We start from the raw sequence: 23985 nt of genomic DNA, 5'->3' as shown, positions 1-23985 counted from the left end.
ATCTTTTATCGAATCGCACAGCGGTTTGGACCAATTTCCATTTCACGCTGCTCTTCTTCATTTTTTGTGATTTTCCCTAAATTAAGCTCACGAATTTCCTGATAGGCATTGGGCTGAGGCGGAAGATTACCGGTTACTTTTTGTCTGAACTCCTCTTCGCTCTCAATATTCAATCCGTGATTTTCGCTGAGCAAGTGTCCTAATTTTTTCCCAACACTTCCATTGTCGTTTAACTCTTCCATAATCATAAAGTGTGCGGGCAGGACCATTAGTTCTTCTGAGAGATTTTTATATCGGCTGTACAGTGTTTCGCGCAGGTCCCCTACCCAGTCTTCTGCCAAGCCCGCAAGATCCGGGCGTCCTATCGAATCGATGAAAAGAATATCGCCTGATAGCAGGTAAGCATCATCCACAATAAAAGATGTAGAACCGATCGTGTGTCCTGGTGAGTAAATCGGCTGTATGTGAATGGTGGTCGAACCAACCGTGATTACTTTTCCTTCTTCTAATGCTTCATAAGAATAAGGCACATCTACAGCATCTTTTGGAGGAAGCCAATAGGAGGCTCCTGTTTGCTGCGCTATTTTTCTGCCTCCGGAAATGTGGTCTGCATGCAAGTGAGTATCAAGAACATGCTGGATCTTTACTCCTTTTGATTGAGCAAATTCAATATACACGTCTGTCATACGAGTAGCATCAATTAACGATGCTTCTCCATTTGAAAGAACCATATAGGATAGACATCCTTTGCCTAGACGGACAAATTGATAAATTTCGCCCCCTTGAGTCGTATCGCCTACTTTAACGGGTTCAAGATGTTCACTCCATGCTTTCATTCCGCCTTGCAGATAAAAGACGTCTTTCCCTTCTTCAGCAAGCATATCCGCTACCATGATGGATGAACCTTCCTTGGCGCAGACCACGACGATTTCCCGATCGTCAGGAAGTTCTTTCATCACTTCCTCCACCCCATCAAGCAAATCAAAATAAGGAATGTTGATGGATTGAACGTTTTCACCTTCTATTTTCCAGTCCGAAAAACTGTCATGATTTCGCACATCTAAAACAAAGATTGGCTCTTTGCGTATCACTTTTTGTGCAAGCTGTTTCGCCATCATTGGTGTTACAGTCATTTTAGTACCCCCTATGGTATTTTTCTATTTAAAATTTTTTATAGAGATGTTGTTTTCCCATTCCATCCGCTCATACCAGGAACGACATTGTGAACCTTCCCAAACCCTGCATTTGCCAGCTTCTTGGCGGCCAAATCGCTTCTGCTTCCAGTACGGCAAACGACATAAACATTCTTATTTTTATCCAGTTCCTGCATTTGCTCCTCAAGCTTGCCAAGCGGAATGGATTTCGCACCAGGAATATGACTGAACGCAAACTCTGCTTCTTCCCGAACATCGAGCACCATACTATCTTCTCTATCTAATGCTGACTCCAACTCTTCATTTGATACAGTCGGCTCATGTGTTGTTTCTGCCATTTCTTCTCCGCTTGCTTTACGCAGGTAGTGATGAAGTACGTCTCCTTCTTCAACTGTTCCAAGATATTGATGATTTGCACTTTCCGCCCATGCTTTCAAGTCAGCTGTTGAGCCTTTATCCGTTGCCTGAACTTGAATTACCTGTCCCGGCTCTAAGTTGTTCATCACTTTTTTTGTTTTAACAATTGGCATTGGACAAGCGAGTCCTTTTGCATCGAGTACCTCATTTGCTTGTATCATCTCTTATTCCTCCTTATTTTTTTACTCAGTAGGTCCATTCCACTTGAGCATACCGCCAGTCATATTGATGACATGATAGCCATTCCGGTCAAGCAGTTCAGCCGCCATCCCGCTTCTTCCGCCGGATCGGCAGACAAGTGTGTATTCCTTCTTCTTATCCAGTTCATGCATACGGAATTCCAGCAGTCCAAGTGGAATGTTTTGTGCCCCTGGAATTTTCCCTTGTGCTACTTCATCGGTTTCTCTTACATCAATTAACTGAAGTTCTTCTTTAGCTGAGAGCTTTTGTTCTACATCAGCAGGAGTTATTTGTTTCACTGCTATTTCACCTTCCCCTTCCAGGCAGACATACCGCCTTTTATATTTGTTACAGAGCCAAATCCATTTTTCTTCAGCGTTGAGCTGGCTTTCATGCTTCTCATGCCGCTTTGGCACATGACAACGACTTCTTTATCTTTCGTTAATTCCGTCATTCTCTTTGGCAGTTCATTCAAAGGAATGTTTTGAAACCCGGGAACCGCACCCCGCTTATATTCAGCCGGAGTACGGACATCCACGTATTGTTTATCTTTTTGGTTCAGATTTTTTTGCAATTCTTCTGTGCTCGATTGCTTTATGCCTTTTTGGGACTTGCCCATTTTGGTTGCGAGTATGAAGCCAATCGCAACCACTGCAATTAACAGAAAGACTGTTTCCATTTTAACCGTCCCCTTTAGATGAACAGATTGACATTTCCTTTTTCAGCATCTCCAAGATATGCAGCTACTCCGGCGTAATCCAGTCCGTGCACAAGCTCATCTTTATGAAGCCCTAAAAGGTCCATTGTCATCGTACAAGCTACCAATTTTACATCCTGCTCTTTTGCCATATCTATTAATTCTGGAAGCGTCATGGCATTATGCTTTTTCATCACATGCTTAATCATTTTCGGTCCCATACCGCCAAAGTTCATGTTTGAAAGAGGCATTTTGTCAGCGCCACGCGGCATCATGCGCCCGAACATATTTTCTAAAAATCCTTTTTTAACCGGTACCAGTTCTTCCTTGCGCAGGGCGTTTAAGCCCCAGAACGTGTGGAAAATGGTTACCTCGTGATCGTAAGCTGCTGCTCCGTTGGCAATAATGTATGCTGCCATTGCTTTGTCGTACTCTCCACTAAATAAAACGATGGTTGTTTTCTTTTTTTGTTCTGACATTCTTTATTCCTCCTATTACCCCTAGGGGTATTTTTTTGTTTAAAAAAATATTATTTACCCCGAGGGGTATAATTTAATCTAAATAAAAAGGGTTGTCAACCTTTCTATTTTTATCGGCTTTTAACAAGTAAATTTACTGCTTCCTGAACAAGAGCGTCTGTATCTTCCCCGTCTTCGTTTGCTTTACGCACACATTCAACCAGGTTAGAACTGACAATGACTCCCATCGTGCGATCAATAGCCGTGCGGGCAGCTGACAGCTGGACAATTACGTCCTTACAGTCCTGCTCTTCTTCCATCATACGCAGAATTCCTTTTAATTGACCCTCTATGCGTTTAACTCGATTTTTTACTTTATCATCGTAGTCCATGATGAGTACCTCCTTTTGCTGAACAAGACTAATCATATACCCCTATAGGTATATTGTCAAGTGGCTGATTTTATTCTTTTCACTGCATCTACACAATCGTTGCTTAAATGAAGGCACAAAGAGGCTTTGACAAAAAAAGTGTCTCAGCCTCTTTAACCTTTTGATTGCGCTTCAGGATGGCGCTTGAGCCTTCTCTGGTTGCCTTATAATTTGGTATTTACTGTATTACTTTCACTATTGTTGTCTGAGGTATTTCCAAAACATGCATTATACATTCTAAAGACTTTATCAAATTGATCCAGGATGTCAAGTGCAAGCAGTCCGTTTCCTTCTGCCGTTTTCGGAAAGCCCAGAGGAACCGTTCTCTTAACAAGCTGCGCATAAAGTTCTGCTTCACTCAACTGCCGTTCATAGCGTTTTTCGGCTATATTTTTAATCAGTGCAAGCGCACCGGATACATGCGGAGTAGCCATTGACGTACCAGAAAGGTTGGCGTATTGACCATCCAAATAGGTGGAGTGAATATTTACCCCGGGGGCTACTAAATCAATCTCATCATTTGTATTGCTGAAAGGAGCAATTTCCCTATTAAAGTTGATTGCGCCGATTTGAATTACTTCGGCATAGGCACCGGGGTATGCATATTCATCAGTATCCGGTCTGTTATCTCCCTCGTTTCCTGCAGCACAAACGACAGCAACCCCTTCATCTACTGCCCGTTTTACCGCCTCATAAAGCTCAGGCAGATCTGAAGGTCCTCCAAGAGACATGGACATAGCACAGACGGTTTCATCATTAGGACCCCGCCAGTCGATCGCATAATGAATGGCATCAACAATTCCCTGATAGCTGCCGCTGCCTGATCCGGTCAGAACTTTCAAGATCAGCAATCCGGCTTTTGGAGCAACACCTGCAATACCTTCACCTTCTAACATAGAAGCCGCAATCGTACCTGCGACATGAGTACCATGTCCATTGTTGTCACTATAATTTTCGGCATCACCGCCAAAATCAGTTGTGAAATTGCACCCGCCTACTATTCTTCCAGCTAAATCAGGATGATCGGTTTGGCAGCCTGTGTCAATAACCGCAATGATCTGCCCTTCACCATACGCTCCTTCTTCCCAGACATCCGGTGCTTGAATCATTTTTATGCCCTCTGGTATGCTCTGCTGCGAAACAGAATGGATTTCCTGAACTTGAAAAGGAATTAATCTAATTTTATCCATTATATTTCCTCCCTGTATGTTTCTTTTTCAGTGAACGAACAAGGACTTGTTGAAGACCTGATCTTCTTCCTTCTATATTCTTCAAGTTCGAGCGGTTATCCTGCTTGAACAACCATTCATTTAGGTACTTATTTAACTGCTGAATTCTTTATTTGTTATAATTTTTATCTGATGTCCGGAAGGATCTTGTGTCCAAAAGCATCCCTCTTTAGAATACACAGCATAATTTAATTTTTGCAGCCGTTCGACGACCTTCATTTTTTCATCTTCGTCGTTAACAACAAAAGAAAACCAATGAAGTCCGACACTGTTTTTTGACGGCGGAGGAGCATCCACGCCCTTCCAGGTATTTAAACCGATGTGGTGATGGTACCCTGCTGTTGACATAAAGAGTGCCTGTCCATTAAATCGGCTGACAACATCCAGACCCAGGCCCTCTCTGTAAAACTCCTGCGTTTTATCAAGCTCTGACACATGAAGATGGAGATGGCCAATAATCGTTTTCAACGGCACTTTACTCCACTCTCTTTGTCCTTCGCTCAATAATTCTTCTATATTTAAGGGGTCCACTGACATCTTTACCTGAGAGTTGTTCCATCCCCACTCAGTATGAGAGCGGTCTCTATATACTTCAATGCCATTGCCGTCCGGATCATCAAAATAAACAGCCTCACTTACCCCATGATCAGAGCCGCCCAACTTAACTCCCTTTTTTACTAAATGTTTCACCAGATCAGCTAGATCGCTTCTGGTGGGAAGTAAAAGTGCAAAGTGGTAGAGACCAGTGGAACGTGGTTCTTTTTCTTTTACTTCCTCTGTTTGCACGATTGAAAGTAAAATTTTCGAGCCATCTGCTGACAGCTTTGCACTTTTTTCATCTCTACTGATCAATTTCAGGCCAACAATGCACTCATAGAAAGCCAAAGAACGTTCAATATCCGAAACCACTAATTCTATTTGCCCCACGAAAGAGGCGGGAGGCTGATGAAAGGTCATATTTCCACTTCTCCTATCATAACTATAATTTTGTGCGAAAAATCTCAACGAGTTACTTTATGTAACTAATAGTAGGAGAATTTTCAATTATTGTCAATGACAGTTCATCTGTCTGTATAGACATGTGAATATTTTTCTAAAATAAGGGATATTCTATCTTTTTCGACATTTCCTATTTCATTATAATAATAACAGGAAAATATGCCCGTTTTGAGACGGCGAAAAAGAGGTATTTAAAGATTAAAATACACAATTAGGAGAAGATTAAAATGATTAACTATAACTATTTTCAAAAACAGCTTGAGCAGGAAATGAATGTAGAAGCTGCAGATCAGCCGGTGATTAACTGTATAAAAGTTGCTTCTTCTCAACTGGAGACTCGCCTATATGACTGTAAACACTGTTCGGATGATGATATAAATAAAATCAGTAATGCGATAAAAGCAATTGAAAAAGAAATTTTATCTCAAAAGCCGAGCAGCAAGGTTTTAACGCATATGCTGAAAAGAGTTCAAAACATGCTGGATTCAATTAAGAAAACACCAGAGGTTTTAATGGCTTATGCACGATGGCGCTCTCTTGTAGAGATGTCGATCAAGAGTTCATTAGTGTAAAAAATCTTTGCATTTAATTGGTTAGAGGTCCCTGTTCAAAGGGGCCTTTTTTTAGTGACAGAGGAAAAAAATGGACACTTTACTAGCTGCTGCATTGGAGTCAAGGAGAAAAGGGAACCTGAAAGAGTTTAACGCAAAACTGCTCGACTTAGTAAGGAATTCACCTGAAGACGGTTATCTTCACTTTTAATACGCGTTGAAATTTGATGTACTTGGCAAAGAGGCTGATGCAGTGCCTAATTATAAAAAGGCACTTGATACCGGTATTATGAGGACCTTTGTTGGATCAGGGAGTACATATCGGTTGCTTGGCTTGTATGAAGAAGCTAAGAAGACAATAAAACGCGGCACTGAGCTTTTCAAAGAGAATAAGGTTATGCCGATCTTCCTTTCCATGACCCTTTATAATCTGGAACATCACGAAGAGGCGATGGAGATGCTCCTTTCAGGTTTACTCGAACAAGCAGGGGATAAAGAAGTGCTGAGCTATAAGAAAGCCATTCAATTTTATTCCGCGCACCAGGAAGAAAAACGGAAATAAGTTTTAAAGAAAGTGCACTACTCTGATCATAGGTAATTGGTATTCATTTTTCACCTAATTTACTCTTTACTCGGGATAGCGTAAATAAATTTTTCAAAAAAACACTGTCGAATGAAAAAGTTTCCGACACCATACGACTTTTTTACACGAAAAGACCTTTACCCCATTTAAGGGTAAAGGCCTATTTATTGGTTTGTTCATATAATTAGCAGTCATAAAAAAAGATTTGCTCTCTTTTAGTTCACTTGCTCCATTGCAAGAAAAATTAAAACTTGGTTTAAGAAAGCAAATCCATCTTTGACTCTCACTACAAATCGTCAAAACAGCGTTCTATCCTGCGGGACTTCCCTGCTGCTTCACCGTTGGTTTACGTGGTCTCAAAGAATATATACCCTGCTCCCACTATTCAAAACTACCTTCCGGGCATTTTTTTCGATCATGTAGAATATTACTTTAGCCTGAAAATAGTTTCTTATAGATCACAGTATGATGGCAGGGATGATTTTTAGTTTTTTACTAAATTTAACTGCCAGGTTACACCGAATTTATCTCTAACCCAAGCGAACTTTTCACTAAAAGGGTAAGATGCGAGCGGCATCATTACACTCCCTCCTTGAGATAGCCAGTCATACGCAAGAGTGATTTCTTCTTCCGTTCCACAGTTAAGATAAAAAGAAATGGCAGGTGTAAATGAAAATTCGTGCTTCACGCTGCTGTCAATGCACATAAATTCCTGTCCATTAAGGGAAAATGTAGCTTGCAGAATGGTTCCTTCTTCTCCTGATTCATTTGGTCCGTAGTATTGAACATTAATGATCTCTGAATGATCAAAGATGGAAACATAATAATTCATCGCTTCTTCTGCCTGACCCTCAAACATTAAAAAAGGGGTAATTTTTGTATGGGAATGTACCATTGGTCCTTCCACTCCTCTTTTAAAATTGTTTTCAATCTTTACATTATCTTTCTTCAGAAATCCCTCTCTTTTTAACATTCTTTTTTACTATCTTAAATCCTCTTTTTTATTTAAGTATTGAACGAGTAATTTTCTGGTATAGTAACCAATTGAGAAATTTCTCCCTTTTGAAAAGGATCAAAAATAAACAAGTTTAATTTTGTTCTATTCAGTATAATTGAAAGTAACCATCCTTTTCGGGATCAGCAAATAGGATTGGACAGAATTTCTGTTCAATTCAGATGGAGAGTGTGAATATGTTAAGTAAAAATGAGCTAAATGAAATCGATGTGCTGAAAAAAATCTGCGAAAAGCATGATGGAGTCAATCTTAAATTAAACGAAGACTGGCTAGCGATGGACAATCCTGATGGTTTAAAGGTTTACAAGGCGTATGAAGAAAACCAATTAATCGGATTTCTTGCGATCTATGGATTCGGTTTGACAGCAGAGGTTTGCGGAATGGTGCACCCTGCTCACAGAAGGAAAGGGATTTTCACTTCCTTCAAAGAAGAAGCAGAACGTTATTTCAAACAAAAAAAATACACAAAAGTTCTTTTAAATACACCTGCAGATTCATTATCAGGTAAAGCTTATTTGGAAACACTCGCTTGTACGTATTCTTTCACCGAGTACCAAATGATGTGGAAACCCGCTTCTTTATCTCCTTCGAACCAAGCGGTGGTTCGAAAAGCAAGAGCAGAAGATAAGGAGCTTGAACTGCGGCTTGATATTGAAGCCTTTGAAACAACAAGAGAAGAAGCCGAACAGCATTGGGATCTAAGAAATCAGGAGCATGGCCAGACGAATTACATTATTGAGCATGCAGGCAGCAGCGTTGGAAAGCTGCGGATTCACCGTGCAGACAACCAATTGTGGATTTATGGCTTTGCCATTCTGCCAATTTATCAGGGAAAAGGCATTGGTCGCAGTGCCCTGCAGCAGGTCATTCAAAAACATTCGATCTCAAAAAAGGAAATTCATCTTGAGGTTCAAGCTGATCATCAGCATACATTGGAGCTTTATCAATCATGCGGGTTTGAAGTCTATCATTCCCAGGATTACTACCGATACGAATGAGGGGTAAATGGTTTTAGAACCTGAGATTTGGGGCAGCATTGAAACGTTGACTTTATGGAGCCTGCCCCTACTCTCATCTGATCAGTTTTTATTGCAAGTGCTTGGGGGGCCTGACAGAATGTTCATGCTGATGAACTTCTGTAAAAAGATCTTGAGCAGCTTCCTCTGTATTTTGTTCTTTTGCATGACTTACAATGCCAAGATGCTGCATAATTTGGTCCAGGCTCTGCTGAAGCTGTTGAAATTCAGCAAAGGTTATTGGTTTAGCATCTTTTTTTAATTCAAAACCTACCTGCCCGTTTGGCTCCAAAGTTGCCCATTTAATATCGGTTATTTTTGAGACGTTCTGCTGTCTTAATTTCATTTCAAGCTGGTCGACTGTTAAACGCAGCTTCCGTAAATTTTTTTCATGAAGATGTCCATTTTCTAAAACGATCTTGGATTTTCCAGTGATCACTTTTTCAACACCATCTGATTGTATTTGAAAAAATTCCATCCCTACCAGAGTGACCACAAGCACTGCTCCAACCAGTAATGTGGTCCAAATATTTTCACCAGCTAGAGGCTGGATTAAAAGAGATCCAATCCCGATCATGATGACTGTTTGTGTCAGCGTCATTTGAGAAATGGATTTTCTGCCTGCAAACCGCAATAAAAATGTTCCCCCCAGCACGATGATGACAGCTTTCCATAGTAAATCCCATTCCACAATCCTCACCCTTTCACCAAAACATTTGCGCTTTTACAAGTATGAGCCTGTTTTGCGCTCTTTATGAATGAGAGTGACAGATGGATGCACAAATGTAGTAAAAAGCATCAAAAACAGGCTAAATAAACCTGTTTTCCTTTCCGCTGAAACACCGCTTTTTTTAATGCACGACCGTCTCAATAATGGTTTCAGGGTTGGCCCCTGACGACTGCCACTATTCCGCTGTCTATCAATTATTCACCTCTGGCCCCTCCGCATGTTCATCCTTTGTGCTCCTCTTTGATCGCCTATAATCACTACATCTGCCATGTTTAGAAAAAGACCCGTTTCCACCACTCCTGTAAGCATTTTTATTTTGTGGTGAAGAGAGACAGGATCTTCAATCCTTGAAAATGAGCAGTCTAAAATAAAATTCCCGTTATCCGTAACAAACTTTTCGTTTCCCTTTGTTCTTACTTGTGGATCGCAGCCCAGTTTCCCCAGTTGAAGTGCAGTGGCTTCAAAGCCAAATGGGACGATCTCTACAGGCAAAGGAAAATGTCCCAGAACAGAGACCACTTTGCTTTCATCAGCGGCAATAATAAATTGTTTTGCCGCAGCAGCGACCACTTTCTCTCTGACTAGAGAGCCGCCTCCGCCTTTTATCAGCCTGAATTCCGGGTCGATTTCGTCTGCTCCGTCAATAGCCAGATCGATGTCAGGGTTTTGAGCAAAAGAGGTTAGCGGGACGCCAAATTCTTTTGCCCATTTTTCGGTCTGAAGGGAGGTTGGTATACCCGCTATGGTGAGTCCTTTTTGAACCATTTCACCAAGCTTTCTCACCATCCAGTACATGGTGGATCCGGATCCGAGTCCAACGATCATTCCTTCTTGAACAAACGAAGCTGCTTTTTCACCAGCCATCTGTTTATATCTGTCCTCTGCTTTCAAGTCACATACCTCCTTGGGTTTTACGGTTTGCAAGACGGGAAATTAGCATTCCCTACTGTTTAGCCAGTCCGACTGCCTGTTTAATCAATTTAACATTTTTATCTTTATCCAACGATAATTTCTTATGGCTTTCCTTGGAGCGCGAAAAACGAACCATAAACAAAAAGATGCCTTAATGGAATAAAATCCATTAAGGCATTCGATTTCGCCGGTTCATTGCCATTGCACCTTTGGTCCGAGCATCTTTTGATTTTATTGCATCATTTGGCTGCCGGATGGTCCTGCTGTTGCCGGTGCTTTCGCATACCCGTTTGTCATTTGCTGCATGTCGCCTTGAGATAGCTGCGGCACCTGATAATAATGGTGTCTGTTTTGATACAGGAAAAGTTCATAGGCCATCTCCACCCAGTTAGCCACACTGTCTGCAACCGCTCTTCTTAAAACGGGATGAGTCATCTCAAGGGCTGTCATGGCTTTAAGCGACGCGCCTGATTTAACATGGCCAAGCATGTACCCTGAAATAGACTGATCGCTGATTTCATTTACGGATTGGACAGGCTTTGACGGCGGCATTTGTGTAAGACCAAAAACCGTCGAATTTCCATGATCCATTTTCATATCGTACGTTTTTATGGATTGCGATGGCTTGGAGCCTGTTTGAAAAATCTCAAGCGTTGTATTGTATTCCTGCTTTAAAAAATCCAATTGGTGGTCAAGAATCTGCATCAATTCCTGATCTTTTACATGCTGACGGAAGATTGTATACTGGTCGATTACCCCAATGGACATGGATAGCACTTCACTGACATCGAACAATTCATGTCCGCCATGATTAAGCGATTGAGACATTGCAGTCGATTGCTGTATATTATCCTGATGATCATTTTGCATAGGTGAAACCCTCCTTTTGTTCTCGAGGGTAGTTTGCCATGTCTACTGTGTTTCATACATCCTTGCCGATTTATAACCAAGGGATAGGCTTACTGATTTTGAAATACTTCTGCAGCGAGCTCAGATACATATGAACTGCCGCCTTCGTCTTCTACCCCTTCAATCATCATAGCCAATATGAATGCAGGATCTTCCTGGTCGTAGGCTACGAAAAATCCGTTTTCTTTTCCTGACTCTTCACCGGACTGCTTTAGTTCAGCCGTACCTGTTTTCCCGGCGATCTGTACCTCTGGAATGTCTGCGGGACCTGCGAAGCCCTCAGTTACCACTTCCCGTAAATCCCCGCGAAGTATTTCTGCATGTTCCGGCGATAGCAGGCCATCTTTCCAGACTTCCTGCTCTTCACTTTCAAAAAGCAATGGCTTCATCATGACCCCGTCGTTAACGACCGTCTCATACATGACAGCCAGGTGTAGAATATTGGTCAGCATTTCTCCCTGGCCATAGGAAGTGTCGACAAGCTGTCCTTCAGAACCAATCGATCCGTCATTGGAAATTTGAGAATCAGACATCGGATAAACAAAAGGCAGCTCTTGACCATATCCCATATTCTCCAGTCCCTCAATGAATGTTTCTTTTCCCATTTCCAATGCTACACGCGCAAAGTAGATGTTGTCAGAAAAAACAAGCCCTTTATTTAAATCAATGGGATTTGGTGCTTCATGAACACGTGTGACCACGAAGTCTCCCCAGCCTTCCTCCTGCCATTCAAGCCCATTGATTGTATAGCCTTCTTCCGGGTCGAGTGTCCCTGCTTCAAGACCGATCGCAGCGGTTATCGTTTTTTGGGTGGAGCCCGGTGCATAGGCTGCTGAAAAGCGATTTAAAAGTGGTGCATCCGGATCTTCAGAAAGCTCGGTATACCGTTCCCCGCTAATCCCAAGCGACCACTCACCCGGGTCAAAGCCTGGAGAACTTGCGAGCACGAGTGTTTCTCCCGTTTCCGGATCGACTGCAGCGGCTGTTCCCTGTTTCCCTTTCATCGATTCAAAGGCTGTCTTTTGCAGCTCGGCATCAATGGTTAAGGTGATGTCTTCTCCATCTTCGGCAGGCTTTTCGGCCACTGTGACCGTTTTTTCCCCGCCTTTTTCAATTAAAATATTTCTCCCTGTTTCCGCCCGCAGCTGATCCTCCAAAAGCTGTTCAAGACCCCGGTTGCCAATTTGGTCATTTGCGGTGTAGCCCTCCTCACCCATTTCTTCAAGCTGCTCCGCACTAATCGCACTAATATAGCCTGTTAAGTGTGAGGCGGCTTCTCCATAAGGATATTCACGCATTTTAATTTCCTGATACGTTATCCCATCCAGCTCGGATAGGTCGGCGACTTTATCTCTTTGTGAATTCGATACTTTCTTCAATGGCACAAACTGACCAGCTTGCACCCAATCCTGTGCAAGCTGCTCGTCGATCGTTTCCGTGCTTAACGACAATTCTTCTGCCAGCTTATTTTTTGCTTCGTCTGTCAGTTCTCCCGAAACGGCCCCAACTTGATAGCCTGATCCATTTACAGCAAGCGGATTTCCGTTACGGTCAAAAATTTCACCCCGGACACCTGGCGTGTCGACGATCCGCACTCGATCTCCTGCTTCAAGTTCGGGAAGGATCAAAGCGGGCTCCCATTGAATAAACCAGTTTTCGTTTTCTTCGGTTTCTTCAAAAACGACCGTCATATCCTGCTCATATTCAACCGGTCCTGCTAGCGTTTGAAAGCTTATTGGAACTGTAAAAGTGGCAGGTTCTCCCTCTTCCCACTCAGTATCCTCCGCCACATCCGGCATCGTTACTACAAGATCCGTTACTTCCAAGTCACTATATAAAGCAGCCATACGGTCTGCCGATTCTTCTTTTGTAAAGGTTTCTTTTGTGTCAGCTGAAGTATAATCACTGTACATTTGATCAAATTCCTGATCATTCCATAACTTTATGTACTCTTCAAGGCGCTCATCAGGTGTAACTGGGTCGCTGCAGCCTGCTAAAAATACAACACCCGTGAATAAGAAAGAGCCGATTATTGCTTTTTTCATGCTAAATCCCCCCATATTGATCTGACTCTATGGTAACAAACAATCACCTGATTTTGCATGATTAAAGAATTTTCTGCCAAAAAAAGAGCGTTCCACTGTAAGCGGAACGCTCTTGATTTATCATCATTTATCCATAAACCTATGCCTGAGGTTCAAACGTTTTACAATCAGTTTCTTCGCTATTCGATGCATTTTTCCCCTTATGACTGACTACATAAATTTCTTTAGCATTGCATCTGTTGCCATTTTTCCAGTGTGTACAGTTATTGACTTCGCATAATACATCTTGAGCCACAACAACCACCTCCTGTTAAGTAGTATTCACGTTTAAAAACGGTTCATACGTTTCTTCTTACATGGACAAATGCTTCAGTTTACTAATTAATTACCCTTATTACACAATCCTGCACCCTCTACCATTCATAAGCTATTACAAGGACTGGAGGTGAAATGTAATGAAAAAATACTTGAAATGGTCAGAGGAACCTTATGGAGGTGAATCAGCTCCTCCAAATGATCCAGTGACTCCACTTGCTGGCGGCTGGCCGCTGACATTTTTAAAACGAAACAGACGGGGGGAGTTCTTAAATCCCGATGGCAGAGCGATCGTTTTCCCTATTGTTCATCCAAATCGGATTAATTTCGAAAAAGAGCTTGAAGCTGTTCAGCTCGCTTTAAAGGAGTCAACACCGAACCAACAAGGAATCGGCATTTTTTATGGCACAGGAGTTCCTACTAAACAGTGGACCCCGGTTATTGACCGTTTGATTGATTCCTACGGAGTATCTCCGGTCTCAGCCGCAAGAATCCTGGCAGTTGTTCAAATGGCGATCAACGATACGATGATTGTTGTGTGGGATTTAAAATACAAATGGGACACAGCACGACCGATTCAATATGATCAGTCACTCGAACCTTTGCTGTGCACGCCGCGTTTTCCTTCTTATCCATCCGGACATGCCAGCATGTCAGGCTGTGCGGAGGTAGTGTTAAGCTATTTTTTCCCTCGGGAAGCATCAAAACTAAAGCGCTTCGCAGAGGAAGATGCGATCAGCCGTCTCTACTCAGGTGTTCACTTTCCGATTGATAACGATGAAGGACTTAAGCTTGGGAGATTTATCGGGGACACCATTGTCAGGCATTTGAAAGAACAGCGGGATAAGGATGGATCGGTCGATCAACCATATGAAATGTTTAGAGATGCCGACTTTTTTGCAACGGAATTTAAACAATTTATCCCTTATGACTTTTCGGATGATTGCACCTCAAATGTGCGGTCAAAGAAAATCTCTTCGCAAGTAAGCCACTATGATGCCCTTTTGAAGTTGGGCTTCTCTAAGCCAAAATTATTTTATTAGCCGCTATGTTTCATATAATCAGTCACGGTATATAGTATTGACCCATTAGCCTCGAGCTATTAAAGGAAAGAAGGATGTACGAATGGAATTTCTCTTGTTTTTAGTTATTGGTGTATTTGCCGGATGGCTGGCCATGGCATTTGAAGGAAAATATTTTCCTCATTGCGGATTAAGCGTTTTGATTTTAGCGGGGGCAATTGGCGCTTGGATCGGCAGCGGGCTTTTTCCGCCCCTTGGTCCAGTCATTGTTGGCATATACCTATTCTCCGCTTTAATCGGATCATTGGTTTTTGTCCTGCTGGCAGTCCTGATTTTAACATGCTGCTGTAAAAAGCACGATCACAAAAAAGAGTAGAAAAACTTATTTTTTGCAAAATAAAAATGGTCCTCATGATTTTATCATGAGGACGTTCTTCGTAATTTATAAGATTTGTCCCATCGCTGAGTTCTGTATTTACCGGTTTTTCAACAGCTGCATGCGATTGTTAAAAAGGGTAGGATACGATAAAAAACCAAGCATCGTACTTGTAACTGCCGCCGTAGTAAGCAATAGAAACATGATAAGAAGCTGAAATTGAACAGCCTGAATCGGATCTGCTCCCGCAATAATCTGACCGCTCATCATGCCGGGGAGCTGGACAAGCCCGACTGTTTTTTGACTTTCGATGGTTGGGATCATGCTGGCCTTAATCGATTTAATCAGCTGACTGTGAATGGCTTGTTTTGGTGTTCCACCCAATGAAAGAACTAACTCGGTCTGTTCCTGATGCGCTTCTATTTCGGATGTGAAACGATTTAAAAACAAGATCGCAAGCACCATAGAATTTCCAATTACCATGCCGCTGATAGAAATAATATATTGAGCGGTCGGAGGAGTAATTTGAAAGCCCAGCAAAATGCTTTGCGTTAAAACTTCAATTAGGACAAGAGTAAGTCCTACCTTCCAAGTGATTCCTTTGATTGAGGCTCCTTTACGCTTTGCATTATGGGTGGCGACAATAATCATGAGCGTGACCATTAAGAAAATGTAAATTAAACTGTCCGAATCAAAAACAAATTTAAGAATGAATCCAACTGCTAGGAGCTGAATAATCGATCGAACGGTTGCGACAATTGTATCTTTTTCAAGACCAAGCCGAAGTGTTTTAGATAATACTAAAGGAATAACTACAAAAATTAAGGTAATGGACAGAGTGAGATAGGTCATTCTGCTTCTCCTTTCACAAACCGCCGTACTTTTTCATTTACAGGAGATTCAAGGAGGCTGCTTTCTCCAGTTTCGATCACTTCTCCATCCATCATGACCCAGGTGTAGTTCCCGATCAATAAGGCCTGCTTTAGATTATGGGTAATCCAAATAATAGTGGTTCCGTATTTTTGATTAATCTTGCTGATCAGCTCTTCAATTTCATGTAAGGATGCAAAGTCCAAAGAAGACGTAATTTCATCTAAAAGAAGCACTTTAGGACGATTAACGAGCGTGCGGGCAATGGACACTTTTTGTCTTTGACCACCGGAAAGATCCGTACTGCTTCGGTGCAGATATTCTTTTCCAAGCCCTACATCCTCTAGTAATTCTTCCGCCTCTTTTGGATCAAGCTTTTCCCCCTGAAGAGACAATGGCAAGGATAGGTTCTCAAATACCGTCCCTTCTACCATTGGCGCGCTTTGCAATGCCATCCCTACAAGCTTTCGAAGTTCAACGGGCTCGTATTGTTCAATCGCCTTATCTTTAATATAAATTTCTCCAGACCCGGCTGAAATAAGATGGTTGCACAGCTTCAGCAGCGTCGTTTTCCCAGCCCCGGACGGACCGACTAATGTCGTAATCTTCCCTTCAGGAAAGGACCCGGTAATCCTTTTTAAAATAACATTATCATTTATTGTATATGTAACATCATTAAAATGAATGGCCGGCTTATACTTTGTATTCATTTTCTCACTTCCTGTATTTAATTATAATTATTATCATTTAATAACTATAACAAATAAATTAATTAATGCAACTAAGAATTATTTCTTTTATCCCGCTCTTATAAACAGGAACTAGTCCATATGTTTCTATTAATGGAAATTTGTTTTATTTTCAAAAAAGCGGGAAGAATAAAAAAGGAAACTGCTTTAAATAAAAATCCATTTCTAGGAGGAATTTAATCATGTTTCGTCATCAAAAAGAACTGCAGTATGAAGTAAAAGTAGATCGTCCGGATCCAATGCTTGCCCGTAACGTGCAAGAGGTTCTCGGCGGACAATTTGGTGAAATGACCGTAATGATGCAGTACCTCTTTCAAGGTTTTAACTGCCGGGGAGAAGAAAAGTACAAAGACTTGTTGATGGATATCGGCACCGAAGAAGTTGGACATGTTGAAATGGTTTGTGCATTGATCAGCCAGCTTCTTGACGGTGCATCTCCTGAGGATCAGGCAAAAGCAGCGGAAGATCCAAATGTTGCAGCCATCATGGGCGGCGTGAATCCACAGCAATTAATCGTAAGCGGTCTCGGCGCACTTCCTACGAATTCAAATGGCGTTCCATGGAACGGTTCTTATATGGTTTCAAGCGGCAATTTACTCGCAGATATGCGTTCAAATCTTCACGCTGAAACGCAGGGACGGCTGCAAGTATCCCGTTTATATCATATGACGAAGGATGAAGGTGTCCGCGCTACTTTCCGCAAAATGCTTGCTCGTGACCGCTACCACCAGTATCAGTGGATGGCTGCGATTGCAGAGTTGGAAGAAAAGAATGGCGTTGTCGTTCCGGCATCATTCCCTCCGCAAGCGGAAATGGAATCTCAATCAGAGGCGTACAAGCTGTTTAACTTCTCTGAAGGGGAACAATCTAAAGAAGGTCCATGGGCAAGAGGAACGGCTCAGGATGGAACAGGTGATTTTGAATATGTATCAACTCCTAAACCAAAAGGAAAAGCGCCAAAAATGGCAGTTCCTGCAGTTGAACTCCACCATGATTTAACAGATAAATCAACGGATAAATAATCAATGAAAGACGTGCACAGGCATATGTGCACGTTTTTTTATGCCTTCAAAGAAAATATGGATGAACCTTTCACTTCCATGACCTTATTCTATTTCTTCCAGCCAATCCAATGTACGTTGCACCATTTCATCCTGCTGCTCTACTGCAGGTATATCAGCCGGCAAATCCCCTTTTTGTTCTCCATACAAACCAAACTGGGCATGGTTTCCCCCTTTTATTTCATAAAGTTCTGCTGATGTTGAATGAAGTTTTGCGGTTTCCTCTATTCGATCCTCTGTCGTAAGCCCATCATTTTCTCCATAAAGAGAAAGCATTGGAATAGCGGACTCTGAAAAGTCGGCTGAACCTGCAGGGTAGGAAGCGAGAAACAGGACACCTGCTATTTGGTCTTCTTGTTCAGCTGCAAACGAAGCTGCTCCTACGCCCCCTAGTGAATGGCCCCCGATTACCCAGCTTGTTACAGTTGGATGAGCTTCCATCACTGTATTTGCTTTTTTACTATCCAGTATAGCCAAGTTGAAGCGAAAAGATGGTATGGCAACAACATATCCTTCATCTGAGATTTTTTTGGCATAATACGCATATGCCTCCGGTTCTACTTTAGCGCCTGGATATAAAATAACCCCTTTATTGTTTGGATTCTCCGGAAGAAAGGTCAAAGTGCCATCTTCATTTAACCATTCACTTGAATTCACCAGATCATATAATTCATTTGAAGCTTGGTAGGTCTGCTGTGACCATATATAAAAGACCGTGATCCCGGTTAAAAATAATGCCAATACCAAAAACAAACTATACTTCAGCCACTTTTTCATAACTTCCTCCTGTTAGGCGCTTCTTTCCTATCTCATGATTCTACCCATTTATAAAGCAGCAGAAGCAGACCTGACATTATTTTGCTTATAACAATTAATCCCGGCTTTTTACGTTTGAAAAAGTAGAATCTTCATGTGTTTTATCTGATTTTTGAATAACAGAGATGCTGCCATCTGTTTCAAGCACGACTGCCGTCACTTTCTCTAATGAATCAGCACCGCTTGAACGTGCAGCCTGTAAAATCTCTACTTCAAGCACCCGTTCCTTTTTCATCACGCCTCTGCAAAAATTTCCATTGTAGTAGAGCAATTCTGGATTTGACTTAATCAAATTGCTCACTACAGAAGAACGCACGGACAGCCACGCAATCAAATATTGCATACCCACCAGCACGAAAAATGCAGTCATCCCTTCCGCCAGGGCTACATCTTTACTTAACAGAATCGTAGCAAGCGTGGAACCGAGTGCAACTGTGACAATTAAATCAAACGCATTCATCTTGGACAACGTTCTCTTTCCTGAAATCCTGAGAACTGCAATTAACCCCGCATACGCCAGGACACCTACGAGGATGGTTCTTCCGATTACTTCCCAGCCATTAAAAAACATCGTTCTCCCCCCTTAAGCTTCTTTCTTACTCCCTTCCCTGTAAAAGCTTGGGACAAACGATGGTCCAAGCTTGACTACTGCTTCTTTATTCAGCACATTAATGAGTATGTATAGAATTCCTCATCCCGTTTAAACCCATTCTTTTCATACAATTTTTGAGCGCTTAAGTTGTCAGGAGCTGTTTGAAGAGAAAGACCCATGGCATTTGTTTTTTTGCACAATAGTAAGGCCTGATCCAACAGCATCTGAGCAACTCCCTGTTTTCTGGCTTCTTTCAGAACAAATAAATCGTTTAGAATCCATGCGCGCTTCATTGAAATGGAAGAAAAAGTAGGATACAACTGAACAAATCCTACAAACTGTTCACCCTTCTTTACGGCAAAAATCGTTGAATCCTGATTCTCGAGTCTCTCTTCAATAAAGAGCGCCGCTTCACTTTTGTTTGATGCCTTTCCATAGAACATGCGATATTCGTTAAATAGCTCTGTGATTCCATCCTTATCATTTATTGCTGCTTCAATTATTTTCATCATCCAGCCTTCTTTCTTCACTAATTTTTCGTTCAAACATCACCATGTCCAATGCTCGTATTCCATTTTCATAAAACGTTTCAGGATAATCCTCAAAAAACCCTTTGCGCACACCACTTATTCGGAAGCCGGCTTTTTGGTAGAACACAATATTTTCAATGCTGGAATTCGCAGTTCCGACGATCATGCTTGTAAAGCCCTTTTCTTTGAATAACAAAATCGCCTCTTCAATGACTGCTCTACCCAGTCCTGTTCCTCGCGATGAAGCATCGATTGCAATATTTTTTAATTCAATGGTTTGATCATCCTCTGGGATAAAGAGCACCGCGCCAACCGTATATTCACCCTCACGAATGGAAAACATTTCCCCTTTGCGGATGTACGTTTCAATTATCTCTTTATTTTCATCCGCCTGAAGTAAATAGGGCATAAATTCGTCCCGATTTTCCGGCAGGACTGATGATACCGTCACTCTTGCCGAGTTGCTCACATAATTTCTCCTTTCTTTCGTTAACTATAATCCCTTTTAAGTGTAATTGAATACCATCTTTGTTGCTATATCTCATTCAATCCAACACCGCCACAGAAGCAGATCTTATACATCAAACAACTTTAAAAAATAGTTTGTGAAATACTGAGCATAACTATTGTATTTTCTTTTGAGCCATACTATAATGAATGTACATCGAGATTGTGATGTATTTCACAATATAATTTACAGGAGGAATTCACCTTGAAAATAGCTGTGATTGGAAGTACGCATGCAGGAACAGCTGCAGTTACAAATATGGCTCAATTATATCCAGATGCTGATATTACCGTTTATGAACGAAATGACAATGTATCCTTTTTATCCTGCGGCATTGCTCTTTATGTGGGCGGCGTGGTTGAAGATCCAAAAGGCTTGTTTTATTCATCTCCCGAAAAAATTGCTGCACTTGGCGTGAATGTAAAACTGCAGCATGATGTGAAAAATATTGATACCGAGGCAAAAACGATAGAAGCCGTTAACCTGATTACAGGAGAAACCGCTTATGACCGTTACGATAAGCTTGTCATGACTACAGGTTCATGGCCGATCACACCGCCTATTGAAGGCATTAACCTGGAAAACATTTTGCTGGCTAAAAATTACACCCAGGCGAATACAATTATTGATAAAGCGAAGAATGCACAAAATATCACAGTCGTTGGAGCAGGCTACATCGGTGTTGAGCTCGTTGAGGCGTTCCAGCAGGCGGGCAAAAATGTCACCTTAATTGACGGCGTCGATCGTATTTTAAATAAATATCTCGATAAAGAGTTTACTGATATCGTGGAGGAAGCGTTCAAAGAACGCGGAGTAGCGCTTCGACTTGGTGAGAAGGTAGAAAAGTTTGAAGGAAAAGACCGCGTAGAAGCGGTCGTAACAGGCAATGGCCGGGTCGAGACGGACCTTGTTATCATGTGTGTCGGCTTCCGTCCTAACACCTCTTTGCTTAAAGATAAGGTGGAGATGCTTGATAACGGAGCCATCAAAGTGGATGAATATATGAGAACAAGCGATCCGGACATTTTTGCCGCAGGCGACTGCTGTGCGGTGAAGTACAATCCGACTGGCGGGCATATGTACATTCCGCTTGCTACAAATGCTGTGCGAATGGGAACGCTTGCTGCACGCAACATCGTAGAACCAACGACTAAAAATGTCGGTACTCAGGGAACATCCGGTCTTCATCTATATGATCTGTTCATGGCTTCGACCGGTTTGACGGAGACGTCTGCAGCTGGCATGAAGGTTGCAATTGAAAATATTACGGTGAACGAACATCACCGTCCTGAATTCATGCCAACCTCTGAAAACGTTATGCTGAAGGTAAGCTATCTGCCGGATAGCCGTAAGATTATCGGCGCTCAGGTTATCTCAAAGGCGGATGTAACCCAGGCCATTAATACGTTAAGTGTCTGCATTCAAACCGGCATGACCATTGATGAGCTTGGATTCGTCGATTTCTTCTTCCAGCCGCATTTTAATCAGCCATGGAACTTTTTGAATAAAGCAGGATTAGCTGCTGTTACTACTTGATTTTATGATTATTGAGGCTGGGACTAAAGTGTCTCAGCCTCTTTGACCGGTTCGCTGCGCTTCAGGCGGACGCTTTCCGCAGGGACGGCGCTGAGCCTTTTCAGGGCTTTGCCCTGTAAAGTCTCAGCTTGCCGTCATATCCTGCAGGAGTCGCCACCTTCCGCTCCGCTCACCTCTAACTTCACAGAAGATACTGGGTCATTTTCTACAATTTTTAATTTATGTCCCAGCCTCTTGATGTTTTATGTACTCTTTAATTTTTTCCTTCGTTTCCTCCGGGTACACAATACACGTATCATTCTCCAGTTCTTCTACAGGAACCCATATGGCAACGGTTTGTTTTCCCGGTTCAGTTACATGGAACATTTCTTCCTCGTAAAGTATAGAATCCTTAAAGGATGCTGCATAGAGCAGGATGATTTCATGGCCGGTTTGGTCATCTACACGGAAGATTGACTCCACACATCCCAGATAGCCATCAATTTCGATATCTGCCCCAATTTCCTCTTTAAATTCCCTTATCAATGCATCACCGGATTTTTCACCCAGCTCAATCGTGCCGCCTAATGGACGATAAAAGTTCCCTGTGCCTTTTGAGTGCTTGCGGTTTTGCTGTTCGAGCAGCACCTTATCGTCTTTTCGTATGATTCCTAGTGTTTTTGCAATGGGCCTCATATAGAGCCTCCTTTTTTCCTGTTATTTCCGTTTACAGTCAATAAAAAAGGGAATTGTTTCAATTAAGTACATAACAAGCTGCTGTAACTTCATTTATGTTTTTTCAATTTAGACATGTTCGTTGCTTTTCTCTAATAGTGTAGACTAAAGATTACGCGAGGGGGATAAAAATGAATCAGGATCCTCATTATATTAAAGGAATGTTGGAGCGTTTAAAGGATCTTGATGATCTGACACGAACCATGCAGGAAAAATTCGAAGGCGAAGGCAACCGGAATAAATACGCATGGATGGTCCTTCCATTTCTCAAAGCCTTTTATGTGAAAAAAGGCACGACAGATGATGTGGTTCAGCGAATCATGAATATTGTTTCCTCACCGATTGTCATTGCTGCATTTGGAGCACTGGGCTATCTCAGTTTGATCACAACGATTGAAGGAATTCTGGCACAGCCCTATCTTTACATAGGAATCGGCATTGCCCTTTACTTGTATTCAGTAATTGTAATTTTTTTCAGACAGCTGGATTTTAAAGATGAACTCTTTGATCTTCATGCTTTCAAAGCAATTCATCCCTCTCTTTACCAATCCTTTCAATCCTTTAGCGGGACAGCGCCTTTTTCATTTAATAGTCTGCACGAATCGATCCGGACGATTTTAGAACGGGAACAGCAAACGGGAATCGAGGCGTATACAGAATTAAAGGCTGTCTATGAAAAACTGGAAAAACTGACAGAAGAACGCGATCTTTTGATAAAGGACATTGAATTTTACGAAGCAAATTTATCCAATTTGTTAAGCGTCTATGATCATTCATTAAAACTGGTGCAGGCTTCAATCGACAACGGCATCTCGAAGGATATTTTATATCTATATTGTGATTACAGCCTTTTTGAAAAAACGGGTGATATGCTGGTGTTGAAGGAAGGGCATCACACATATGATATACCTAAGGAGATCTCGCTTGAGGACGCAGAAAAACAGAATTGGGCCATAATTAAGGCTTGTCTGGCCCAAAAAGAAAAAGATTTGTTCCAAATAGATATAAGAAACCATCAAGTTTCCCTGGCTATCAAAATGAACGTGATGCAGACTGTTTATGTTTATTCCTTTCACTTTCCGGAACGTGAGATGGATCGTCTGATTGACAGGATCATGAGGGATGAACTGCACTCTTTGCTCTATCACTGCATTTTGCTGTATAATAAAGAAAAGGAGGGATGACTTATGGACGATATTATTCTAAAGAAAAAGTCTTATTTAGATGATATTCGAGAGCGCCGGGAACGCTATGCTGCACTGACTGCCTCATCCAACAGTGTCATCATCAAGCCTTCTATTGCTCCGGAATTAAAGAAAAGATCTGACATGCTTAAACAGATCTTAGATGATACAAAATAAATGTATGCAATAGAAAATCAACACTCCCTTCCAAATGGAACGGAGTGTTTTTTCTGTCTTCTTTGATTCTCCTGTTCTTTTAATCTATTTTGCTGATCAGGTACGCGGCCTTTATCCTGCTGATCTTTTTGCTTTTGAGTCGTCGATTTTTTCTCGAATTCCCGCAAGCCTTCATGATCTTTTTTCCTTTGCATTCTTTTTAAGAGTTA

30 protein-coding genes are annotated in these 23985 nt (G+C 41.8%); 9 read left to right on the top strand and 21 right to left on the bottom strand.

Annotation, left to right across the window (positions count from 1 at the left end; all coding sequences use genetic code 11):
* Window positions 1–5: 5 nt before the first annotated feature.
* The 8 genes from KR50_RS04005 to KR50_RS03970 all read right to left on the bottom strand — a co-directional run bounded on the left by KR50_RS04005 (window position 6) and on the right by KR50_RS03970 (window position 5523).
* A complete protein-coding gene (locus KR50_RS04005; RefSeq protein ID WP_041055196.1) occupies window positions 6–1133 on the bottom strand; it encodes an MBL fold metallo-hydrolase in 1128 nt (375 codons plus the stop codon).
* A gap of 38 nt (window positions 1134–1171) precedes the next feature.
* A complete protein-coding gene (locus KR50_RS04000) occupies window positions 1172–1732 on the bottom strand; it encodes a sulfurtransferase TusA family protein (protein ID WP_041055193.1) in 561 nt (186 codons plus the stop codon).
* 21 nt (window positions 1733–1753) lie between these two features.
* Entirely contained in the window at window positions 1754–2050 is a 297-nt protein-coding gene (locus KR50_RS03995; RefSeq protein WP_041055190.1) for a rhodanese-like domain-containing protein, read from the bottom strand.
* Window positions 2051–2052: 2 nt separating this feature from the next.
* Window positions 2053–2370, bottom strand: a complete 318-nt coding sequence (locus KR50_RS03990; protein ID WP_408606140.1) for a rhodanese-like domain-containing protein — start codon at window positions 2368–2370, stop codon at window positions 2053–2055.
* A 74-nt stretch (window positions 2371–2444) separates the two neighbouring features.
* Window positions 2445–2927: a DsrE/DsrF/DrsH-like family protein gene (locus KR50_RS03985; RefSeq protein ID WP_041055184.1), complete on the bottom strand. Its 483-nt coding sequence runs from the start codon at window positions 2925–2927 to the stop codon at window positions 2445–2447.
* 110 nt (window positions 2928–3037) lie between these two features.
* Window positions 3038–3298: a metal-sensitive transcriptional regulator gene (locus KR50_RS03980; protein WP_041055181.1), complete on the bottom strand. Its 261-nt coding sequence runs from the start codon at window positions 3296–3298 to the stop codon at window positions 3038–3040.
* A gap of 203 nt (window positions 3299–3501) precedes the next feature.
* Window positions 3502–4527 carry a S8 family peptidase gene (locus KR50_RS03975; protein WP_052476752.1) on the bottom strand — a complete coding sequence of 342 codons (1026 nt, stop codon included), beginning with the start codon at window positions 4525–4527 and terminating at the stop codon, window positions 3502–3504.
* Window positions 4528–4659: 132 nt separating this feature from the next.
* A complete protein-coding gene (locus tag KR50_RS03970) occupies window positions 4660–5523 on the bottom strand; it encodes a VOC family protein (RefSeq protein ID WP_041055178.1) in 864 nt (287 codons plus the stop codon).
* 269 nt (window positions 5524–5792) lie between these two features.
* Here KR50_RS03970 and KR50_RS03965 point away from each other — a divergent pair, with 269 nt between their 5' ends.
* Together KR50_RS03965 and KR50_RS03960 are read left to right on the top strand one after the other, a co-directional pair.
* The gene (locus tag KR50_RS03965) at window positions 5793–6137 is read left to right on the top strand and encodes a hypothetical protein (RefSeq protein WP_041055176.1); all 345 of its coding nucleotides are present in this window, start codon (window positions 5793–5795) and stop codon (window positions 6135–6137) included.
* Window positions 6138–6333: 196 nt separating this feature from the next.
* Window positions 6334–6678 (top strand): tetratricopeptide repeat protein, encoded by a 345-nt coding sequence (locus KR50_RS03960; protein WP_084215484.1) that lies wholly within the window; start codon window positions 6334–6336, stop codon window positions 6676–6678.
* A gap of 505 nt (window positions 6679–7183) precedes the next feature.
* On the opposite strand, the gene KR50_RS03955 is transcribed toward KR50_RS03960, so the two are convergent.
* Entirely contained in the window at window positions 7184–7594 is a 411-nt protein-coding gene (locus KR50_RS03955) for a VOC family protein (protein ID WP_041055732.1), read from the bottom strand.
* 296 nt (window positions 7595–7890) lie between these two features.
* Between KR50_RS03955 and KR50_RS03950 the strand changes: the two genes are divergently transcribed.
* Window positions 7891–8712 (top strand): GNAT family N-acetyltransferase, encoded by an 822-nt coding sequence (locus tag KR50_RS03950; RefSeq protein WP_041055174.1) that lies wholly within the window; start codon window positions 7891–7893, stop codon window positions 8710–8712.
* 88 nt (window positions 8713–8800) lie between these two features.
* Here the strand turns inward: KR50_RS03950 and KR50_RS03945 are convergent, their stop codons facing one another.
* From KR50_RS03945 to KR50_RS18195, 5 genes are all read right to left on the bottom strand, one after another.
* On the bottom strand, window positions 8801–9421 hold the full coding sequence (locus KR50_RS03945; protein ID WP_041055171.1) for a DUF421 domain-containing protein: 621 nt from the start codon (window positions 9419–9421) through the stop codon (window positions 8801–8803).
* Between the two features lie 237 nt (window positions 9422–9658).
* Window positions 9659–10351 carry a ribose-5-phosphate isomerase RpiA gene (gene rpiA, locus KR50_RS03940; protein ID WP_156969454.1) on the bottom strand — a complete coding sequence of 231 codons (693 nt, stop codon included), beginning with the start codon at window positions 10349–10351 and terminating at the stop codon, window positions 9659–9661.
* Between the two features lie 252 nt (window positions 10352–10603).
* Entirely contained in the window at window positions 10604–11242 is a 639-nt protein-coding gene (locus KR50_RS03935) for a spore coat protein (protein ID WP_052476748.1), read from the bottom strand.
* Window positions 11243–11331: 89 nt separating this feature from the next.
* On the bottom strand, window positions 11332–13326 hold the full coding sequence (locus KR50_RS03930; protein WP_041055169.1) for a penicillin-binding transpeptidase domain-containing protein: 1995 nt from the start codon (window positions 13324–13326) through the stop codon (window positions 11332–11334).
* A gap of 139 nt (window positions 13327–13465) precedes the next feature.
* Window positions 13466–13621 carry a DUF1540 domain-containing protein gene (locus KR50_RS18195; protein WP_084215482.1) on the bottom strand — a complete coding sequence of 52 codons (156 nt, stop codon included), beginning with the start codon at window positions 13619–13621 and terminating at the stop codon, window positions 13466–13468.
* A gap of 160 nt (window positions 13622–13781) precedes the next feature.
* Here KR50_RS18195 and KR50_RS03925 point away from each other — a divergent pair, with 160 nt between their 5' ends.
* Together KR50_RS03925 and KR50_RS03920 are read left to right on the top strand one after the other, a co-directional pair.
* Window positions 13782–14684 (top strand): vanadium-dependent haloperoxidase, encoded by a 903-nt coding sequence (locus tag KR50_RS03925; RefSeq protein ID WP_084215481.1) that lies wholly within the window; start codon window positions 13782–13784, stop codon window positions 14682–14684.
* Window positions 14685–14766: 82 nt separating this feature from the next.
* Window positions 14767–15039, top strand: coding sequence for a GlsB/YeaQ/YmgE family stress response membrane protein (locus KR50_RS03920; protein ID WP_052476745.1), 273 nt, complete (start codon window positions 14767–14769; stop codon window positions 15037–15039).
* Window positions 15040–15138: 99 nt separating this feature from the next.
* Here the strand turns inward: KR50_RS03920 and KR50_RS03915 are convergent, their stop codons facing one another.
* Window positions 15139–15891, bottom strand: a complete 753-nt coding sequence (locus KR50_RS03915) for an ABC transporter permease (protein WP_041055166.1) — start codon at window positions 15889–15891, stop codon at window positions 15139–15141.
* Window positions 15888–16619: an ABC transporter ATP-binding protein gene (locus KR50_RS03910; protein ID WP_041055164.1), complete on the bottom strand. Its 732-nt coding sequence runs from the start codon at window positions 16617–16619 to the stop codon at window positions 15888–15890. Before KR50_RS03910 ends, KR50_RS03915 begins: the two co-directional genes overlap by 4 nt.
* Before the next feature lie 221 nt (window positions 16620–16840).
* Between KR50_RS03910 and KR50_RS03905 the strand changes: the two genes are divergently transcribed.
* A complete protein-coding gene (locus KR50_RS03905; RefSeq protein WP_041055162.1) occupies window positions 16841–17680 on the top strand; it encodes a manganese catalase family protein in 840 nt (279 codons plus the stop codon).
* Window positions 17681–17764: 84 nt separating this feature from the next.
* Here KR50_RS03905 and KR50_RS03900 read toward each other — a convergent pair whose 3' ends face one another.
* From KR50_RS03900 to KR50_RS03885, 4 genes are all read right to left on the bottom strand, one after another.
* Window positions 17765–18496, bottom strand: coding sequence for an alpha/beta hydrolase (locus KR50_RS03900; protein ID WP_041055160.1), 732 nt, complete (start codon window positions 18494–18496; stop codon window positions 17765–17767).
* A 94-nt stretch (window positions 18497–18590) separates the two neighbouring features.
* Window positions 18591–19106, bottom strand: a complete 516-nt coding sequence (locus tag KR50_RS03895; RefSeq protein ID WP_041055158.1) for a DUF421 domain-containing protein — start codon at window positions 19104–19106, stop codon at window positions 18591–18593.
* A gap of 89 nt (window positions 19107–19195) precedes the next feature.
* On the bottom strand, window positions 19196–19636 hold the full coding sequence (locus KR50_RS03890) for a GNAT family N-acetyltransferase (RefSeq protein ID WP_041055155.1): 441 nt from the start codon (window positions 19634–19636) through the stop codon (window positions 19196–19198).
* On the bottom strand, window positions 19623–20126 hold the full coding sequence (locus KR50_RS03885) for a GNAT family N-acetyltransferase (protein WP_232304237.1): 504 nt from the start codon (window positions 20124–20126) through the stop codon (window positions 19623–19625). Before KR50_RS03885 ends, KR50_RS03890 begins: the two co-directional genes overlap by 14 nt.
* Window positions 20127–20369: 243 nt before the next feature.
* On the opposite strand from KR50_RS03885, the gene KR50_RS03880 reads away from it, so the two are divergent.
* On the top strand, window positions 20370–21701 hold the full coding sequence (locus KR50_RS03880) for an FAD-dependent oxidoreductase (RefSeq protein ID WP_041055152.1): 1332 nt from the start codon (window positions 20370–20372) through the stop codon (window positions 21699–21701).
* A gap of 219 nt (window positions 21702–21920) precedes the next feature.
* On the opposite strand, the gene KR50_RS03875 is transcribed toward KR50_RS03880, so the two are convergent.
* Window positions 21921–22376 carry an NUDIX hydrolase gene (locus tag KR50_RS03875; RefSeq protein WP_041055149.1) on the bottom strand — a complete coding sequence of 152 codons (456 nt, stop codon included), beginning with the start codon at window positions 22374–22376 and terminating at the stop codon, window positions 21921–21923.
* 170 nt (window positions 22377–22546) lie between these two features.
* Between KR50_RS03875 and KR50_RS03870 the strand changes: the two genes are divergently transcribed.
* Both KR50_RS03870 and KR50_RS18405 read left to right on the top strand, forming a co-directional pair.
* Complete coding sequence (locus tag KR50_RS03870; protein ID WP_041055146.1) at window positions 22547–23599, top strand: hypothetical protein; 1053 nt, start codon at window positions 22547–22549, stop codon at window positions 23597–23599.
* A 3-nt stretch (window positions 23600–23602) separates the two neighbouring features.
* Complete coding sequence (locus KR50_RS18405; protein ID WP_156969453.1) at window positions 23603–23776, top strand: hypothetical protein; 174 nt, start codon at window positions 23603–23605, stop codon at window positions 23774–23776.
* Window positions 23777–23985: the final 209 nt, after the last annotated feature.

Origin of the sequence: Jeotgalibacillus campisalis, from assembly GCF_000829515.1 — a bacterium.
GTDB lineage: Bacteria > Bacillota > Bacilli > Bacillales > Jeotgalibacillaceae > Jeotgalibacillus > Jeotgalibacillus campisalis.
Note: the sequence above shows the minus strand (reverse complement) of the source record. Positions and strands in the feature narration are given on the sequence as shown.

Coding starts and splice junctions, on each gene's coding strand:
- KR50_RS04005 (WP_041055196.1), bottom strand. CDS start 1,133: ATGACTGTAACACCAATGATGGCGAAACAGCTTGCACAAAAAGTGATA.
- KR50_RS04000 (WP_041055193.1), bottom strand. CDS start 1,732: ATGATACAAGCAAATGAGGTACTCGATGCAAAAGGACTCGCTTGTCCA.
- KR50_RS03990 (WP_408606140.1), bottom strand. CDS start 2,370: ATGGGCAAGTCCCAAAAAGGCATAAAGCAATCGAGCACAGAAGAATTG.
- KR50_RS03985 (WP_041055184.1), bottom strand. CDS start 2,927: ATGTCAGAACAAAAAAAGAAAACAACCATCGTTTTATTTAGTGGAGAG.
- KR50_RS03980 (WP_041055181.1), bottom strand. CDS start 3,298: ATGGACTACGATGATAAAGTAAAAAATCGAGTTAAACGCATAGAGGGT.
- KR50_RS03975 (WP_052476752.1), bottom strand. CDS start 4,527: ATGGATAAAATTAGATTAATTCCTTTTCAAGTTCAGGAAATCCATTCT.
- KR50_RS03970 (WP_041055178.1), bottom strand. CDS start 5,523: ATGACCTTTCATCAGCCTCCCGCCTCTTTCGTGGGGCAAATAGAATTA.
- KR50_RS03965 (WP_041055176.1), top strand. CDS start 5,793: ATGATTAACTATAACTATTTTCAAAAACAGCTTGAGCAGGAAATGAAT.
- KR50_RS03955 (WP_041055732.1), bottom strand. CDS start 7,594: ATGGTACATTCCCATACAAAAATTACCCCTTTTTTAATGTTTGAGGGT.
- KR50_RS03950 (WP_041055174.1), top strand. CDS start 7,891: ATGTTAAGTAAAAATGAGCTAAATGAAATCGATGTGCTGAAAAAAATC.
- KR50_RS03935 (WP_052476748.1), bottom strand. CDS start 11,242: ATGCAAAATGATCATCAGGATAATATACAGCAATCGACTGCAATGTCT.
- KR50_RS03930 (WP_041055169.1), bottom strand. CDS start 13,326: ATGAAAAAAGCAATAATCGGCTCTTTCTTATTCACGGGTGTTGTATTT.
- KR50_RS03925 (WP_084215481.1), top strand. CDS start 13,782: ATGAAAAAATACTTGAAATGGTCAGAGGAACCTTATGGAGGTGAATCA.
- KR50_RS03920 (WP_052476745.1), top strand. CDS start 14,767: ATGGAATTTCTCTTGTTTTTAGTTATTGGTGTATTTGCCGGATGGCTG.
- KR50_RS03915 (WP_041055166.1), bottom strand. CDS start 15,891: ATGACCTATCTCACTCTGTCCATTACCTTAATTTTTGTAGTTATTCCT.
- KR50_RS03910 (WP_041055164.1), bottom strand. CDS start 16,619: ATGAATACAAAGTATAAGCCGGCCATTCATTTTAATGATGTTACATAT.
- KR50_RS03905 (WP_041055162.1), top strand. CDS start 16,841: ATGTTTCGTCATCAAAAAGAACTGCAGTATGAAGTAAAAGTAGATCGT.
- KR50_RS03900 (WP_041055160.1), bottom strand. CDS start 18,496: ATGAAAAAGTGGCTGAAGTATAGTTTGTTTTTGGTATTGGCATTATTT.
- KR50_RS03895 (WP_041055158.1), bottom strand. CDS start 19,106: ATGTTTTTTAATGGCTGGGAAGTAATCGGAAGAACCATCCTCGTAGGT.
- KR50_RS03890 (WP_041055155.1), bottom strand. CDS start 19,636: ATGAAAATAATTGAAGCAGCAATAAATGATAAGGATGGAATCACAGAG.
- KR50_RS03875 (WP_041055149.1), bottom strand. CDS start 22,376: ATGAGGCCCATTGCAAAAACACTAGGAATCATACGAAAAGACGATAAG.
- KR50_RS03870 (WP_041055146.1), top strand. CDS start 22,547: ATGAATCAGGATCCTCATTATATTAAAGGAATGTTGGAGCGTTTAAAG.
- KR50_RS18405 (WP_156969453.1), top strand. CDS start 23,603: ATGGACGATATTATTCTAAAGAAAAAGTCTTATTTAGATGATATTCGA.